The 14,895-nt window shown below is 60.5% G+C and carries 16 protein-coding genes; 10 read left to right on the forward strand and 6 right to left on the reverse strand.

All coding sequences use genetic code 11. The features are described from left to right. Positions 1–88 precede the first annotated feature (88 nt). Positions 89–1,162, forward strand: a complete 1,074-nt coding sequence (locus PH562_RS04360; protein WP_285171730.1) for a serine hydrolase domain-containing protein — start codon at positions 89–91, stop codon at positions 1,160–1,162. Continuing rightward, positions 1,093–1,722 carry a GNAT family N-acetyltransferase gene (locus tag PH562_RS04365; RefSeq protein WP_285171731.1) on the forward strand — a complete coding sequence of 210 codons (630 nt, stop codon included), beginning with the start codon at positions 1,093–1,095 and terminating at the stop codon, positions 1,720–1,722. Before PH562_RS04360 ends, PH562_RS04365 begins: the two co-directional genes overlap by 70 nt. Before the next feature lie 3 nt (positions 1,723–1,725). Here the strand turns inward: PH562_RS04365 and PH562_RS04370 are convergent, their stop codons facing one another. Further along, positions 1,726–2,547 (reverse strand): AraC family transcriptional regulator, encoded by an 822-nt coding sequence (locus PH562_RS04370; RefSeq protein WP_285171732.1) that lies wholly within the window; start codon positions 2,545–2,547, stop codon positions 1,726–1,728. A gap of 294 nt (positions 2,548–2,841) precedes the next feature. On the opposite strand from PH562_RS04370, the gene leuA reads away from it, so the two are divergent. Continuing rightward, positions 2,842–4,515, forward strand: coding sequence for a 2-isopropylmalate synthase (gene leuA / locus PH562_RS04375; RefSeq protein WP_285171733.1), 1,674 nt, complete (start codon positions 2,842–2,844; stop codon positions 4,513–4,515). Positions 4,516–4,594: 79 nt separating this feature from the next. On the opposite strand, the gene PH562_RS04380 is transcribed toward leuA, so the two are convergent. The 4 genes from PH562_RS04380 to PH562_RS04395 form a co-directional block, all read right to left on the reverse strand. Further along, entirely contained in the window at positions 4,595–6,259 is a 1,665-nt protein-coding gene (locus PH562_RS04380; protein ID WP_285171734.1) for a saccharopine dehydrogenase family protein, read from the reverse strand. Continuing rightward, complete coding sequence (locus PH562_RS04385; protein WP_285171735.1) at positions 6,217–6,636, reverse strand: thiol-disulfide oxidoreductase DCC family protein; 420 nt, start codon at positions 6,634–6,636, stop codon at positions 6,217–6,219. Before PH562_RS04385 ends, PH562_RS04380 begins: the two co-directional genes overlap by 43 nt. Before the next feature lie 230 nt (positions 6,637–6,866). Next, on the reverse strand, positions 6,867–7,121 hold the full coding sequence (locus PH562_RS04390; protein ID WP_285171736.1) for a GCG_CRPN prefix-to-repeats domain-containing protein: 255 nt from the start codon (positions 7,119–7,121) through the stop codon (positions 6,867–6,869). Between the two features lie 175 nt (positions 7,122–7,296). Further along, positions 7,297–8,199 carry a phosphatase PAP2 family protein gene (locus PH562_RS04395; RefSeq protein ID WP_285171737.1) on the reverse strand — a complete coding sequence of 301 codons (903 nt, stop codon included), beginning with the start codon at positions 8,197–8,199 and terminating at the stop codon, positions 7,297–7,299. A 404-nt stretch (positions 8,200–8,603) separates the two neighbouring features. On the opposite strand from PH562_RS04395, the gene PH562_RS04400 reads away from it, so the two are divergent. From PH562_RS04400 to PH562_RS04420, 5 genes are all read left to right on the forward strand, one after another. Continuing rightward, complete coding sequence (locus tag PH562_RS04400) at positions 8,604–9,557, forward strand: helix-turn-helix domain-containing protein (RefSeq protein WP_285171738.1); 954 nt, start codon at positions 8,604–8,606, stop codon at positions 9,555–9,557. Between the two features lie 153 nt (positions 9,558–9,710). Continuing rightward, on the forward strand, positions 9,711–11,219 hold the full coding sequence (gene adh, locus PH562_RS04405; protein ID WP_285171739.1) for an aldehyde dehydrogenase: 1,509 nt from the start codon (positions 9,711–9,713) through the stop codon (positions 11,217–11,219). An 81-nt stretch (positions 11,220–11,300) separates the two neighbouring features. Next, positions 11,301–11,693: a DUF779 domain-containing protein gene (locus PH562_RS04410; RefSeq protein ID WP_285171740.1), complete on the forward strand. Its 393-nt coding sequence runs from the start codon at positions 11,301–11,303 to the stop codon at positions 11,691–11,693. A 94-nt stretch (positions 11,694–11,787) separates the two neighbouring features. Beyond that, positions 11,788–12,384 carry a DJ-1/PfpI family protein gene (locus PH562_RS04415; protein WP_285171741.1) on the forward strand — a complete coding sequence of 199 codons (597 nt, stop codon included), beginning with the start codon at positions 11,788–11,790 and terminating at the stop codon, positions 12,382–12,384. A gap of 18 nt (positions 12,385–12,402) precedes the next feature. Then, a complete protein-coding gene (locus tag PH562_RS04420; protein ID WP_113232870.1) occupies positions 12,403–12,753 on the forward strand; it encodes a ribbon-helix-helix domain-containing protein in 351 nt (116 codons plus the stop codon). 8 nt (positions 12,754–12,761) lie between these two features. On the opposite strand, the gene PH562_RS04425 is transcribed toward PH562_RS04420, so the two are convergent. Then, positions 12,762–13,379 carry a TetR/AcrR family transcriptional regulator gene (locus PH562_RS04425; RefSeq protein ID WP_285171742.1) on the reverse strand — a complete coding sequence of 206 codons (618 nt, stop codon included), beginning with the start codon at positions 13,377–13,379 and terminating at the stop codon, positions 12,762–12,764. Between the two features lie 61 nt (positions 13,380–13,440). On the opposite strand from PH562_RS04425, the gene PH562_RS04430 reads away from it, so the two are divergent. Then, positions 13,441–14,361 (forward strand): alpha/beta hydrolase family protein, encoded by a 921-nt coding sequence (locus tag PH562_RS04430; protein WP_285171743.1) that lies wholly within the window; start codon positions 13,441–13,443, stop codon positions 14,359–14,361. 151 nt (positions 14,362–14,512) lie between these two features. Then, complete coding sequence (locus tag PH562_RS04435) at positions 14,513–14,815, forward strand: zinc ribbon domain-containing protein YjdM (protein ID WP_113232934.1); 303 nt, start codon at positions 14,513–14,515, stop codon at positions 14,813–14,815. The last annotated feature ends 80 nt before the right edge of the window (positions 14,816–14,895 follow it).

Raw genomic sequence — 14,895 nt, forward strand, 5'->3', positions numbered from 1 at the left:
GCGGCGAAATGTCGAGTGATCGCCTTGCTGAATACATGCTTGGATTGTAGCCTGAGCTGAAAGTCGCATAACTGAGGAAGGCGATTTCATGGCCGTGACACTGAGCAATTCACCCTTGTCGTCTGATCAGGAAATCTTGCAGGCCATGGGCTTTGATCCTGGGCTCGGCCGCAAGTTTGAAGCCGGTATCGAGTCCGGCCTGCTGCGCGATCTGCATGTCGTGCTTGCCGCCCGTTCCGGGCGTGTATGCCTGGAATATTATGCAGTCGGTTCCGATGAAAATTGGGGAGACCCGCTCGGGGACGTCGCTTTCGACGCGGATACGCTGCACGATCTTCGCTCCGTCACCAAGAGCATTGCCGGCCTTCTTTATGGCATCGCGCTCGACAGGGGATTCGTGCCGCCGCCGGATGCATCCCTCTATGAGCAGTTCCCGGAATACGGCGATCTCACCCGAGATCCTGCACGCGCCAAGATCACCATCGCCCACGCACTGACGATGACGCTGGGGATGGAGTGGGACGAGGATCGTCCCTATACCGACCCGCTGAACAGCGAAATTGCGATGGAGAACGCGCCGGACCGATATCGTTTTGTCTTGGAGCGTCCGCTGATCGCCGAGCCGGGAACGCGCTGGATTTATTCCGGCGGCAGCGTCGCGCTTGTGGGCGCGATCATCGAGCGCGGCACGGGTAGGCGTCTGCCCGATTTCGCACGAGAGGTTCTCTTCGAACCGCTGGGGATTAAAAAATTCCATTGGAACGCCGGGCGTGACGGCGTGGCGTCGCCGGCATCCGGATTACGCCTGACTGCCCCCGATTTGCTGAAGATCGGCATGGTTTTCCTCCAGAAGGGCGTATGGAGCGGCCAGAGGATTGTCTCGGAGGAGTGGATCGCGCAATCCCTCGCGCCGGCGATTTCGACCGGGGATGGTTTGAGCTATGGCAGATTGTGGTTTTGTGGCGAGGACCTTGTTCCGGCGTTTGAGGGTCCGCGGCCGTGGTATGCTGGTTTCGGCAATGGCGGGCAAAGACTCTGGTTGATGCCTGATGCGGGTATCGCCGCTGTCATCTATTCCGGCAAGTATAATTCTTGGGATGCCTGGATTACGCCCACCCGCGTTTGGCGCGAGATCATTCTTGCCAATCTGCTGAAAGCGTGACGATGGCTCCTCCAAAAACCGAGTTTCCCACCCTTGTTACCGAGCGGCTGCGGCTTCGAGAAGCAAGTATGGACGACCGCGACAATTTCCATGCGCTGATTTCGATTCCGGAGGTCACACGGTTCTCGAATTGGGTTGATACGCCGAAAATGGCGCAGATCGAGCGCTCTCTGCGATGGATGATCAAGATCTTCCCCAAGGGAACGGGCTGCTCATGGATTATTGAGGACCAGGCCTCCGGCCGTTTGCTCGGTGCCATCCGTTTCAACAGCTTCGACCGGCGCGCCAAATGTGCCGAACTGGGCTACGAATTGCATCCATCCGCCTGGGGCAAAGGGCTGATGAGCGAAGCGGCACGCGCCGTCGTGCGATGCGGCTTCGACGTTTTTTCGCTCAATCGCATCGAAGCCTGGACGTTGCCGGGAAACGGGGCTTCCGACCGGGTTTTGGAAAAAGCGGGCTTTCAATATGAGGGCACGCTGCGCCAGAAGGCGCGATTCAAAGAGGCCTTCCACGATTTCCGCATGTTCGGTTGCCTGGCGAGCCACCGGCAGAACTAGCCCTTAGTCCGTTCCCTGGCTGGTTTCGCCAGTCAATGTTGCAGATTGAAAATAATCCCGAGGCGAGCGGCCGAGCGAACGCCGGAACATGGCCGAGAAGGCGCTCGGGCTCTCATAGCCGCAGTCCAGCGCGACATCGAGGATGCTTCGACCTTCCGCGAGTAAGGTGAGAGCCTTCAACATGCGTGCCTGTTGCCGCCATCGACCGAAGCTCAGTCCCGTTTCGCGCTGAAACAGCCGTATGAGGGTTGCCCGGCTCATATGCAATCCATTGGCCGCCTGTTCGATCGAGGTTGTGCTGGCAAGATCGTCGAGCAAGGTTTCGCAGAACGCCGCAAGGGCCGGATGTTTCGGTAGCGGTAGCTTCAGCGGCTGTGCCGGCAGGAAAGTGAGTTCAAGAAGCAGCAGGCGAATGACCGCATTCGCGACTTCTTTGTGATCGGGTTTATCGACGAGGCCGGCGAGCCGCAGGATGAGTTCGCGCAGAAGCGGGGTGACTTCCACCACCATGCACTCTTTCGGCAGGGTATCTCTGCCGTCGGCATCGATCAGCAACGAGCGAAATTGAACGCTTGTATGGCTTGTCGTCACATGCTCGAGATGCGGCGGCAGCCAGACCGCGCGGCTCGGCGGCACGACCCAGGTGCCGCTATCCGTGGTCAAAGAGATTACGCCGCTGACGGCGTAGAGCAGCTGCGCCTGCCTATGGCTGTGGCGAGAACTGGTGAAGCGATGATCGTCATGTGCGATGACGGCGACGCCTCGAGCGACATCGGCGCCGTGCTGCAGATAGGTTTGATCCTTTTGCGACGATGATTGATCCATGCGCGCGAGAATATCAAAAATACCGGCAGTAACCTAGAGCTCCTTTCCAGCAGGATATCTCCTTTCGTGTCTGCCTCATCCCATAATCTGCATCGATCGGATCGGCCGCATAGCGCTGCCGCCGCATCGCAGCGCGTGCGGATGGATGCCGGAGCCTCGTCCTGCATATCCGTTTCTCTTCAGCTTTCCGTTGCATTGCGACTTAGCCGCGGTCGTCGGGCCTGACGGCATCCCGGCGGCCGTATTCTGCTGTCCGCTTTCTCCCGAATTGACCGACACGCAACGGAATGGATCATGCTGAAGAATCCTGAAACCAAATATCGTCCCTTTATCTCGCCCATCGAATTGCCGGATCGGCAATGGCCGAACAGGCGCCTCGCCAAGGCACCACGCTGGCTCTCAACGGATCTGCGCGACGGAAACCAGGCGCTCGCCAATCCCATGGATGTCGAGCGCAAGCTGCGCTTCTACGACATGCTGCTCGCCTCGGGCTTCAAGGAGATCGAGGTTGCCTTTCCATCCGCTTCGCAGATCGAATTCGATTTCGTCCGTGCGCTGATCGAAGAGGATCGTATCCCAGAAGACGTGACGATCCAGGTGCTCACCCAGTCGCGCGCCGATCTCATCGCGCGCACGTTCGAATCCCTCATCGGCGCCCGCAAAGCCATCGTGCATCTCTATAATGCAACCGCTCCGCTCTTCCGCCGCGTCGTCTTCGGCATGGAACGACATGAGATCGTCGACCTCGCCATCAGCGGCGTCACCGCCATGCGGGAGGAAAGCCTGAAGCAGCCGGAGACCGACTGGACCTTCGAATATTCGCCGGAAACCTTCTGCTTCACCGAGCCTGATTTCGCGCTCGAAATCTGCGAGCGCGTGATCGATGTCTGGCAGCCAACTGCGGAGCGCCCAGCCATCCTCAACCTGCCGGCAACGGTGGAAGTGGCGATGCCGAATGTCTATGCCGACCAGATTGAATGGTTTTGCCGCCATATTTCGCGGCGCGAGGCCATCATCATCAGCGTACATCCGCATAATGATCGCGGCACGGCGGTAGCTTCGGCCGAACAGGCACTGCTGGCGGGCGCCGATCGGGTCGAGGGTTGCCTGTTCGGCAATGGCGAGCGTACCGGCAATGTCGATCTGGTGACATTGGCGCTGAACCTCTATACGCAGGGTATCGATCCCGGCCTGACCTTTCCGTCGATCCGCGATGTGGTCAAGACGGTGGAATATTGCAACGGTCTGCCCGTTCATCCGCGCCACCCTTACGCCGGCGAACTCGTGCACACGGCCTTCTCCGGGTCACATCAGGATGCGATCCGCAAGGGATTTGCCGCGCACGAGCGGCGCAACGACGGCGTCTGGGAAATGCCCTACCTGCCGGTCGATCCCGCCGATATCGGCGAGAGCTACGAGGCCGTCATCCGCGTCAACAGCCAGTCGGGGAAGGGCGGGGTTGCCTGGGTGATCGAGCAGGACAGGGGCTTGAAGCTGCCCCGCGCCATGCAGGTCGATTTCGGCAGGCGGGTGCAGTTCCTCGCCGATGAGACCAAGCGCGAACTGACGGCCGAGGATATCTGGAGGGCTTTCGTCCAAGCCTATCATGTCGATGATGTCGAGCGCTTTGCGCTTGTCGACTACGAAGGCGGCTTTCGCAGGGGAGCCGGCGCGGAGCGCATCTTCACTGGCCGCATTCGCCATGGCAATCGCGATGTTGCCGTCAGCGGTCGCGGTAACGGGCTCGTTTCGGCGGTGCTTGCGGCGATTGCCGAAGCCTTCGGAGTGGAGTTGAGCGTCATGGACTATCAGGAGCACGCATTGCGTCGCGGCAGCGACGCAAAGGCGGCCGCTTATCTGCAATGCGTCCGGCCGGACGGATCGCAGGTCTTCGGCGTCGGTATCGATGAAGATGTTGCAACGGCGACCGTCAAGGCGGTCCTCAGCGCCGCAAGTGCGGCCGGCTGACGATCGTCCGTTCCGCTCGCGCTATCGGCCGCAAATCGGCCGATAGCTGCTGGCTTGCGGGCGAGGAAGCCGGATTGCGTCATTCGATTGGCTGCAGCCAGCCTCGATAATGAACGACGGGGCCGATGAACGGCAGGGCGATCGGTACATCGAAGTGGAAGCGATCGTCCTCCGCCCATTCATGAGCGATGCTTTGGGGCGCCAGAAAAAGCGGCAGCGGAATGCGCAGGAACGACCAGTGCCGCATCTCCATGCTGAGCCCGTTGCCACGGATGGGAAGATCGAAGGAGAAGCGGAAAGGGCCGAAGCGTTCGACGAGGTGGCCATTGTCTTCGCTCAAATGACTGCGGAAGCGCCGGCCGGAAAAATCCCGCGTCCATTCTTCGATGCCGTTGTTTTCCTCGAAGAAGACATGCAGCGCGTGCTTTCCGGCTGCGGGAAAGCCGAATATTCTCGCAACCAGCCAAGAAAGAGGCGAGCGTCCGCGGGTGACGACTGCCTCGCCCCTGGCGCCGCCATTGCCGAAGACCTCGTGCATGGCTCGTACCGACTCGGATAGATGAGCAAATGCGGGACCCATGACACGCTGATAGAGCGGCGTGTAAGGGGCTTCCGTCGTTTCCTCGGTGATTGCCAGATCGCGAAACAAGCTCCGGAAATCCTCAAGCGACAGGAGCCCGCCGGCGTGACGGGCGCCGGGTGAAAGACGACCGTCGCGCAAGGCCCGCGCCAGCAATTGTGCCGGAAGCGTGGGAATTTCCACGCCGTCGCCATTTTCGGCAATCAGGGTCCAGCGGCGAGCCTTCATGGTGCCTTGTGCCACGCCCTTGATCTCGATCGTCACAGCCGATCGCGCTGTGCCAAGCCCCGCCGTCAAGCGTTGCAGCGGCAGCAGAAAGCGGCGGATCTTCCGAAGCGATGTCAACCAGCCCCAGGCAACCGGCCAAGACAGCAGCCAGAGGGCCAAAGTCTGAAAGGCGAATTCAGGCCCCGCCCGGAAGATGACGCTGGGCCGTCCGGCAAAGCTTTCGACCAGCAGGTCGTGATCCGGCACGTCGGCCAGCGCCACCAGCCGGTGCAGAGGGCGTTGGCCAGCGACGGCGTAGGTTTCGCGCTTCAGCATGTGCCACCCCATCGCTTCTTGCCAGCGCCGGCCGCGCCAGAGCCGCACCGGCCTGCCGACATAACTCAGGATTGCCGATGCGACCGAGGCGCCGGCGGTCGCGCGGTTGGAGGCGCTGATCGACATTTCTATCGAACGAACTTCCTCCATGTCCTTGGCAAGGTCCGCCACCACGGCGCCGGAAAGCGCCGGCACGCTCGACGCCCCCGAGATAACCGTGACACCGGCCGCCTTGGCCCGTTCATGGAGGCAGCTGATCGCGCCGACCAAATCGCGCGCGTCGGCAAGATCGATGTAGTGGATACCAGCCTCTATGCAGGCTCGCGGAACTCTGTCATCGCTTTGCTGGAAGGGGCCTGCCGCATCGATGAGCACAAACGGCTCGTACTTTTCGAGGATCGCTGCGATATTGCCATTTCGATCGGCTTGCAGGGCAATTGCATGGGGCAAGCGAGCGGCGAGCGCTTTCGCGGCTTCGAGATTGCGTCCGGCGACCAGAACCTCGAAGCCGTCGCCGGCAAGACGCCGCGATAGCCGCGCGCCGAACCCGCCATAGCCGCCGAGAACGAGGATTCTTTTCAAAGGATGCGGCTCGCCTGCTCTGGCGTGGGCAGCCAGCATGTCTCCCGCTTGCCGAAGATGCGGTAGCGATTGCGGGCAAGCCAGAGGTAGATCGGACCGCGCAGCATGCGAGGTATGATGCGCAGCACGGAGATCGCCTTCCAGGGCCAGCCGAGGCCGGCATAAATGGCCAGCACCGCGTCGCTGTCGCGTAATACCTTTGCGCCGTCGACGATGATGAGGCTATCCGGATCGGCGGGATCCATGCCGCAGCGGCGATAGAGCGCGATGCCGGTTTCATTCTGCATGGAGGCAAGACGGAAACGACCAAGATGGTCATGACGAAGCACGAACTGGGCGTTGGCGGTACACAGGACGCACATGGCGTCAAAGACGATGATCGGCCCTTGATGGTCGCTGATGGTGCTTTTGTTCATGCTGGCGGCGTCTTTTTCCGTAAACCAGTCTCGCCACAGCTTTGACCAGTTGCATTGCCGCCGTCAATTGCACGTTTCTGTGGGCTGCCATGTCAAACTGACAAACGACCGCGAGCTTTGCATCGCAGGGCTAGGCTGCGGAAGGATCGAAAAAAGCAGGCCGATCGATCTGTCGGTTGGCATGCGGCCCGATCTGCAAGATCGGGCCGCGCGCATCGCGGAAGAGTGGCTTAGCGATAACGCCAGCCACCATGCCACCACTCGCGATGTACCCAATAGCGGTGCCCATCCCAGTAGCCGCGACTGGGATAGTAGATACCATAGGCCGGAACCGCCGGCACGACGACGACGGGTCGCCCATCCGGGCGGCAGTAGCCATACGGGTTGCGATGCCAACCGATGCCGCATCCATCGCGGGCCTCGGCTGGCGAAATGGCCGCAAGGCAGGCGGTCGCGACAAAGGCCAGCAAAATGATCTTTTTCATGATGTCCTCATTCGTCCTTGAAGAGCTTCAAGCTGTTATCCCTTCAGCGCTTAAACGGCGGCGAGAGACAAATCCGTCGCTGCACGGTGATCATTTTGCATTCGGTGAGAAAGGGTGGCATCGGCCGTGCCGAAGCAGACAAATGAGGCGGGAAAGCTATACTCGCCTGAAGGGATCAGGATCGAATTTCAAGGCTACGAGATGCCAGACGAGCCTGCGATGGGCACGATTTTGTTGCAGGCACCGTTTTCTTGCCGATCATCGGCACTCGCCGGATCAAGGCGCGCAGCACAGCGAGAATTGCCTTGTATTGCTCCCCAGGACATAAGCGGCCATTGGAATCATAGGCGAATAGGAGGCGGCGCTGGGCGAATGCGTGTGCCAGCCAAAAGGTAAAGGCGACGCCGACGCCCCAGCCCATTAGCGTATCGCTTGCCCAATGCGCGCCGACCCATTGGCGCGACAGGCAGATCAGGATGCCGATCGGCATGAAGACGGGGCGAAGGCGGGGAAAGACGAGCGCCAGCGACATCGCCATGGCGCCGGCCGTTGCCGAATGTCCGGAGGGAAAGGAGGCGAAGTCGGCATGGAAGGCAAAGGGTCGGAAAGAGAAGGCGCCGTTCGTATCCAGCAGTTCCGGCCTGGCGCGACCGATGATGTTCTTGGCGAGCGAATCGACAATGCCGCCGCCGGCGACCGCCAGGAAGATGAAGGCAGCGGCCGTGGCGATGAGATCAGCGCCCGTTCGCATGGATTTCCGCAGTTTGTGCGCGGGCGCGAGGATTGCAAAAATCAGCAGCGCACCGCTGAATGAGAGCACCAGAAGCCCGGTACCGAGGCTGCTGATCCACTTCGCCGTCCCACGCAACTGCGCGGGAAAAGACTTCATCCAGATGCCCAAGGGATAATCGGCCGCCCACATGACGAGCAATGACAGCGCGAGGAAAATGGCGATGACGACGATCGGGCGCTCGAGAAAAGCACGATTTGCAGGGGGCTTGATGGTCGGAGTGTTGAAGAAGCAGCGAAGGCCCCCAGCCATGCGTCTGCGACCGGTGTCGGCGGAACGCTCCAGCATTTCTTTTATGGCCTCTCGGCCTCGCTGCCATGCCTGCATAAAGCCGACTTTCCATTGCTGTCGAGACAGCCGCTCGTGGAGCTGGGCTCACCAATCGCCTTGCGCTCCGTTTCCCTTGGAAAAAAGCTGCTACAGCAACACGCTGACAGGCGCCTGAAAGGTCTCGATTGGCGGGTCAGATCTCGGTTGCGTGGGCGGCAAGCCAAAATGCACGGCATCGGCCAGACAGCTTCGATTGTTGGACCGTGCAGTCATGGGCTGAAGAAAGGCGTGGCGCTGAAAAAGACCGTGCCGTCAACAAGGTAGCCGCTGAATTCCGCGATCCCGGACGAAAGCCGCCGGGAGGATTGCTTCAATGGCCATTTTTAGCGACAATTGGACCAGCGTTCGGTGGGAGGAGCCAAATGCACGACTATGCCGCACACGCGGATCAGGTTTACACGTCGGCGCAATCCGCGGCGGCGAGTTCGTCAGTTGTGGCTTCCTGGCGACGGTGCATGGTCATGCATCGTCTTGCGCCGGAGGAGAAGCGTCTGCCGATGCGCTTGACCAGCCAGGAATTTCAAACGGCGTTGGAGCGATCGGAACTGCTGGTTGCCGAAGCTGCCAATGAGTTGGATCGCCTGTTTCTCGCGGTCGGCAAAGCCGGTTGCTGCCTGCTTCTGACCGACCGCAACGGTATCGCGCTGGAACGCCGCGGCGCTGCCGGTGACGACAAGGAGTTCCACGATCTCGGCCTATGGACCGGTTCCGTCTGGACGGAAGCGAGTATCGGCACAAACGGCATCGGCACGGCGCTTGCTGACGAGCGGGCCGTGGCGATCTTCCGCGACCAGCACTTCTTCTGCTCCAACATCAATCTCAGCTGCACCACGGCACCGATCCGCGATCATCGCGGCCAGCTTGCTGGCGCGCTCGACATTTCCACCTGCCGCGACGACGTGAATGATGCGACATTGGCGATCCTGTCGCAGACGGTGCGCGACGCGGCAGTGCGCATCGAGCTCAATCTTTTCCGCAGCGCCTTTGCCGGCGCCCGTTTCGTCATGGTGCCGATGGATACCGCGTCCACTTCGGCACTGCTGGCGGTCGACCGCAACGACCTCGTGCTCGGCGCGACTCGCGCGGCCCGCCTAGCGTTGAAGCTCGACGATCATCGTATTGCCGCGGGCATTCCGGCCTCCGATGTTCTTCGCGAGCAGCAAGGTGTCGCAGGCGAGGATCTGGTCGAAGCAGAACGCGCGGCCTTGCTCAGGGCTCTTTCGCGTGCCAACGGCAATGTGTCTCAGGCGGCCACGGCGCTCGGCATGAGCCGCTCGACGCTGCACCGGAAGATGAAGCGGCTTAATCTGCACTGAAGCGCCACAACGCGCATTCGATCTGGCGGATGTCGCATAGTTGCGACACTGTGCGCTGCAGCACGCTAGGCGGCCCCTATCTCCTGTCGCGATATGCCCGCAGACTTCTCCCATCGGTTCGCTTATCGAACCTGCCGACCAAGGGAGGATGGCATGCTGCATCAAAAGATCGTGGAATCTCCGTTCAAGCTGAAATATGGCAACTATATCGGCGGCCAATGGCGCGAGCCGATCGCTGGCAAGTATTTCGACAACCTCACGCCGATCACCGGCGGCAAGATCTGCGAGATACCGCGCTCCGACGAAAAGGACATCAACGCCGCGCTCGATGCCGCTCATGCAGCCAAAGACAAGTGGGGGCGGACGTCTACCACCGAGCGCTCCAATATCCTGATGAAGATCGCCCAGCGCATGGAAGACAAGCTGGAAGTGCTGGCGCAGGCCGAAAGCTGGGACAACGGCAAGCCAATCCGCGAGACCATGGCGGCCGACATTCCGCTTGCCATCGATCATTTCCGTTACTTCGCCTCCTGCATCCGCGCCCAGGAAGGCTCGATCGGCGAGATCGACCATGATACCGTCGCCTACCATTTCCATGAGCCGCTTGGCGTCGTCGGCCAGATCATTCCCTGGAACTTCCCGATCCTGATGGCCGCCTGGAAGCTTGCGCCGGCGCTCGCCGCCGGCAATTGCGTCGTCATCAAGCCCGCAGAGCAGACACCGGCCTCGCTTCTGGTCTGGGCTGAGCTGGTTGGCGATCTCCTGCCGCCGGGCGTGCTCAACATCGTCAACGGCTTCGGCCTTGAGGCCGGCAAACCATTGGCGACCAGCCCGCGCATCGCCAAGATCGCCTTTACCGGTGAGACGACGACCGGCCGGCTCATCATGCAATATGCCAGCCAAAACCTGATCCCGGTTACCCTTGAACTTGGCGGCAAGTCGCCGAACATCTTCTTTGCCGATGTCGCGGCCGAAGACGACGATTTCTTCGACAAGGCGCTCGAAGGCTTTGCAATGTTCGCGCTTAACCAAGGCGAAGTCTGCACATGCCCCAGCCGCGCGTTGATCCAGGAGTCGGTCTACGACCGCTTCATGGAGCGGGCCGTCAAGCGCGTGGAAGCCATCAAGCAGGGCAATCCGCTTGATGCCGCAACCATGATCGGCGCGCAGGCATCGAGCGAGCAGATGGAGAAGATCCTCTCCTATCTCGATATCGGCAAGCAGGAAGGTGCCGAAGTGCTGACGGGCGGCGGTCGCGCCGATCTCGGCGGCGAGCTGTCGAGCGGCTATTACATCAAGCCGACCATCTTCAAGGGCCACAACAAGATGCGGGTCTTCCAGGAGGAGATCTTTGGCCCGGTCGTATCGGTCACGACCTTCAAAGATGAGAAGGAAGCACTCGAAATCGCCAACGACACGCTCTACGGCCTCGGCGCCGGCGTGTGGACCCGTGACGGCAATCGTGCTTATCGCTTCGGCCGGGAGATCCAGGCCGGCCGCGTCTGGACGAATTGCTATCACGCTTATCCGGCGCACGCAGCCTTCGGCGGCTACAAGCAATCGGGCATCGGGCGTGAGACGCACAAGATGATGCTCGATCACTACCAGCAGACCAAGAACATGCTGGTCAGCTATAGCCCGAAGGCGCTCGGCTTCTTCTAAAGTTCTCCCAACCAAGCGAACAAGGCTCCCGACTGCGGCCGGGAGCCTTCAAGCATTTTCGGGGAGTGATGGAGGATCATCATGGATCACAGTGGATCGGCGCCGCGGGTGCTCGCGACCGACAAGGCGCTCGAGCTTATCCGCGAGATACAGCAGGACCATCCGGATATCCTGTTTCATCAGTCGGGCGGGTGCTGCGACGGCTCTTCGCCGATGTGCTATCCGGCAAGCGAATTCATGATCGGCGACAATGACGTCAAGCTTGGAGAGATCGGCGGCGTACCGGTCTATATCAGCGGCAGCCAGTTCGAAGCGTGGAAACACACGCAGCTCATCATCGACGTCGTGCCGGGACGCGGCGGCATGTTCTCCCTCGACAATGGGCGGGAGAAGCGGTTTCTGACCCGCTCGCGCCTCTTCGGCGGCGGCGAGGCCTGCGCAATCCCGGACATCAGCCGTTCGCCGGAGCAATAGGCAGGGTCATAAACGGCGTGTAGTATTCGCCTAATACCCGCAAACGCAGGTGCTTTGCTAGACTGCTGTCCGTTGGTTTTGAGGGAGGAAGACGATGCCAGCAGCAAAGATTTTGATGATCACTGGTGATTTCACCGAAGACTATGAAACCATGGTGCCGTTCCAGACGCTGCTTGCCTGCGGCTACACGGTTCATGCCGTCTGCCCGGGCAAGAATGCCGGCGAGACGGTCGCAACAGCCATTCATGATTTCGAAGGTGATCAGACCTATTCCGAGAAGCGCGGCCATAATTTCGCATTGAACGCGACCTTCGCCAGCATCCGGGCTGAGGATTACGACGCACTTGTCATTCCGGGCGGTCGCGCGCCGGAATATCTGCGCCTGAATCCAGAGGTCATCAATGCCGTTCAGCACTTCTTCGAGGCGGACAAGCCGGTTGCCGCCATCTGCCACGGCGCGCAATTGCTGAGTGCTGCCGGTGTCCTCAAGGGACGCACCTGCTCGGCCTATCCCGCCTGCCGTCCCGAGGTGGAGCTAGCCGGCGGCATCTATGCCGACATCGCTATCAATGACGCCGTTGCCGATGGCAATCTCGTGACCGCACCGGCATGGCCGGCGCATCCGTCATGGCTGCGTCAATTCATGGCCGTGCTGGATGCCAATGCTTTGTCGGCGGCAAACGCCGCTTGAAACTTAAGGGAGACGCGCATGTGCGAATTGTTCATCAAGGCCGATGCCAGGCTCTGGGAAAGTACCACGCGCTCCCTCCGCATCGACGGCATGGTGACCAGCGTCAGACTGGAAAACTTCTTCTGGTCGAAGCTGGAGGAAATTGCCCGGCGTGACGGCATGAACGTGGTGCAGCTGATTACCAAGCTGCACCATGAATCAATCGATGCCGGCCATGATCTCGGCAATTTCACCTCGTTCCTGCGGGTCTGCTGCGCACGCTATCTCGACCTGCAATTGGCCGGCGACATTTCGAACGATCTTTCCCAGCCGATCGCTAGCGTCGACGCGCCCGCCATTCTTGGCCGCGAACGTCTGAAGTATCATTGAGCGTACGACTACGCCGCGCCCGGGAGGCGGCGTTCGGGTGCTCTTGCGGCCGACAATCGTTCGGCAATCAGCCGTGCTGCCGCATCCGCAGCGGTTTCCATGTAGCTCGGATCGCGATGGAGCAGCACGACGGCAAAGGAGCCGTCGAGCAGCAGCATGATCTGGCGCGCGAGCGGCAGGGCATTGTTGCCCGCACCCGCCTCCGTGAAGACCGATCCCAGCCACTTCTCTACGCGCTTCTTGTGAGCGCGCGCCGCAACCAGGGCGGGATGGCCGGGGAGGTTGATGAGTTCCACCGAAGTCCGCAAAAAACCACAGCCCTTCCATTTGGCGCTGCGCGCCGATTGCGCCAGCTGGCGGAAAATGCCGGCAACCTTTTCTGAAATGTCGCCTTCGGTTTCCTCGAACCAGCGCTTGAAGATCGCTAGGTTCGGTTCATCGCGCGCTTGCAGATAGGCGGCGATCAGATCGTCCTTGCTGCGGAAATGATAATAGAGGGTGCGCTTGGTGACGCCCGCTTTCTCTGCGATGGCGTCGACGCTGATCGCACGAATGCCGTCGCTGTGGAAGAGTTTTGCGGCGGCCTGAAGAATGCGCTCGCGTGTCGGCAGGGAACTGTCTCTCATGGCTCAATGTATACCGGGTAGTGAATATACACAACGCGGCGATCGTCCCATCCTGGCGCCCATGAGCCAGCAACCTCGACCATCCTTGAATGAAAGCAGTCTTTCGATTTCCATCCCCTGTCGCGATGGCGTCGTTCTCGGTGCCCATCTTTGGCTGGCGGAGACGAAAAGACCGGACGGTAGCATCATCATCAATCCGGCCACCGGGGTTCTCGCGCGTTATTATCACCGTTATGCGCAATTCCTGGCGCGGCATGGGTTCGATGTCCTGACCTTCGATTATCGCGGTATCGGCCAGTCGCGCCCGCACCGGCTGCGTGGATCCCGTTATCGCTGGCGGGATTGGGGCGAGCAGGATTTCGATGCCGCGCTTCGGCTGATGATCGATCATCGTCGCAACGGCCCGCTTTTGGTGGTGGGCCACAGCGTCGGCGGATTCCTGCCGGGATTGGCTGAGAATGCCCCGGAGGTCAACAGAATGCTGACGGTCGGAGCTCAATATGCCTGGTGGGGCGATTACATGCCGAGCAGACGGACCGCTCTGCTCCTCAAATGGCATGTCGCAATGCCTGTGATGACTGCGCTCTGCGGCTACTTCCCGGGCCGGCGGCTTGGCTGGCTGGAGGATCTGCCGAAAGGCGTGGCAAACGAGTGGAGCTTTCGTGGCCCCAGGTTCGAGCGCAGTCATCCCGCGGGGGAGAGGCGAGAGGTGCTGCGGCGAATGAGCGCCGTCAGAGCATCGATCCTGGCCGTTGCCGTTTCGGACGACGAACTTGGCACCGTGCCGGCAATTCGCCGCACATTGAATTATTATACCGGCGCGCAACGCCAGTCGGTGCTGCTCCGTCCGGTTGATTTCAATAGGGACGCAATCGGCCATTTCGGCCTGTTTCACGATAGCCATGCTGCCGGTTTCTGGGTCGATACGCTGTCGTGGCTTCGGGAGGGCCGCAATCCCTGGCCGGCATCCGAGCTGAAATAGGAACGTCGAGTGTCCGTATGGGCTCCTAGCTCCGCGCTTGTTGCAGAGGCTGATTGTCTCGGGTAGATGCCACTCACAGATCGTGAATGAGATGAAGTCAGGCGTTTGCCGGCTTTGAATGCTCAAAGAAACCTTTAGGATGGAGTTTGGCATGACCAGCCAGAATGACGAATATATCTATGACGAAGTGACCGGCGAGTGGCGGCCCGCCGCAGAGATGGCAGCTGCCAAGGCCGCAGAGCTCAGCGTTTACGACGCAAGCGGCAACGTTCTCGCCGATGGCGACTCCGTTACCCTCATCAAGGATTTGAAAGTGAAGGGCGCCAATCAGACCTTGAAGCAGGGTACCGTTATCAAGTCGATTCGACTGACCGATAATCCTGAAGAAGTCGATTGCCGTTACGACGGGATCAAGGGACTGGTTCTCCGTACCGAATTCATACGCAAGCGCTAGACGAATTTCCCCCGATATCGCCAGACTCAAGATCATGTTGCGGCGGAAGGGAGTTACTCCCCATCGCCGAGCAGAGATAA

The organism is Rhizobium centroccidentale (assembly GCF_030182565.1).
Lineage (GTDB): Bacteria > Pseudomonadota > Alphaproteobacteria > Rhizobiales > Rhizobiaceae > Rhizobium.

What these genes read in the sequence shown, in the direction of transcription:
- PH562_RS04360 (WP_285171730.1), top strand. Translation starts at nt 89, where the DNA reads ATGGCCGTGACACTGAGCAATTCACCCTTGTCGTCTGATCAGGAAATC.
- PH562_RS04370 (WP_285171732.1), bottom strand. Translation starts at nt 2,547, where the DNA reads ATGGATCAATCATCGTCGCAAAAGGATCAAACCTATCTGCAGCACGGC.
- leuA (WP_285171733.1), top strand. Translation starts at nt 2,842, where the DNA reads ATGCTGAAGAATCCTGAAACCAAATATCGTCCCTTTATCTCGCCCATC.
- PH562_RS04380 (WP_285171734.1), bottom strand. Translation starts at nt 6,259, where the DNA reads ATGCTGGCTGCCCACGCCAGAGCAGGCGAGCCGCATCCTTTGAAAAGA.
- PH562_RS04385 (WP_285171735.1), bottom strand. Translation starts at nt 6,636, where the DNA reads ATGAACAAAAGCACCATCAGCGACCATCAAGGGCCGATCATCGTCTTT.
- PH562_RS04390 (WP_285171736.1), bottom strand. Translation starts at nt 7,121, where the DNA reads ATGAAAAAGATCATTTTGCTGGCCTTTGTCGCGACCGCCTGCCTTGCG.
- PH562_RS04395 (WP_285171737.1), bottom strand. Translation starts at nt 8,199, where the DNA reads ATGCTGGAGCGTTCCGCCGACACCGGTCGCAGACGCATGGCTGGGGGC.
- PH562_RS04400 (WP_285171738.1), top strand. Translation starts at nt 8,604, where the DNA reads ATGCACGACTATGCCGCACACGCGGATCAGGTTTACACGTCGGCGCAA.
- adh (WP_285171739.1), top strand. Translation starts at nt 9,711, where the DNA reads ATGCTGCATCAAAAGATCGTGGAATCTCCGTTCAAGCTGAAATATGGC.
- PH562_RS04410 (WP_285171740.1), top strand. Translation starts at nt 11,301, where the DNA reads ATGGATCACAGTGGATCGGCGCCGCGGGTGCTCGCGACCGACAAGGCG.
- PH562_RS04415 (WP_285171741.1), top strand. Translation starts at nt 11,788, where the DNA reads ATGCCAGCAGCAAAGATTTTGATGATCACTGGTGATTTCACCGAAGAC.
- PH562_RS04420 (WP_113232870.1), top strand. Translation starts at nt 12,403, where the DNA reads ATGTGCGAATTGTTCATCAAGGCCGATGCCAGGCTCTGGGAAAGTACC.
- PH562_RS04425 (WP_285171742.1), bottom strand. Translation starts at nt 13,379, where the DNA reads ATGAGAGACAGTTCCCTGCCGACACGCGAGCGCATTCTTCAGGCCGCC.
- PH562_RS04430 (WP_285171743.1), top strand. Translation starts at nt 13,441, where the DNA reads ATGAGCCAGCAACCTCGACCATCCTTGAATGAAAGCAGTCTTTCGATT.
- PH562_RS04435 (WP_113232934.1), top strand. Translation starts at nt 14,513, where the DNA reads ATGACCAGCCAGAATGACGAATATATCTATGACGAAGTGACCGGCGAG.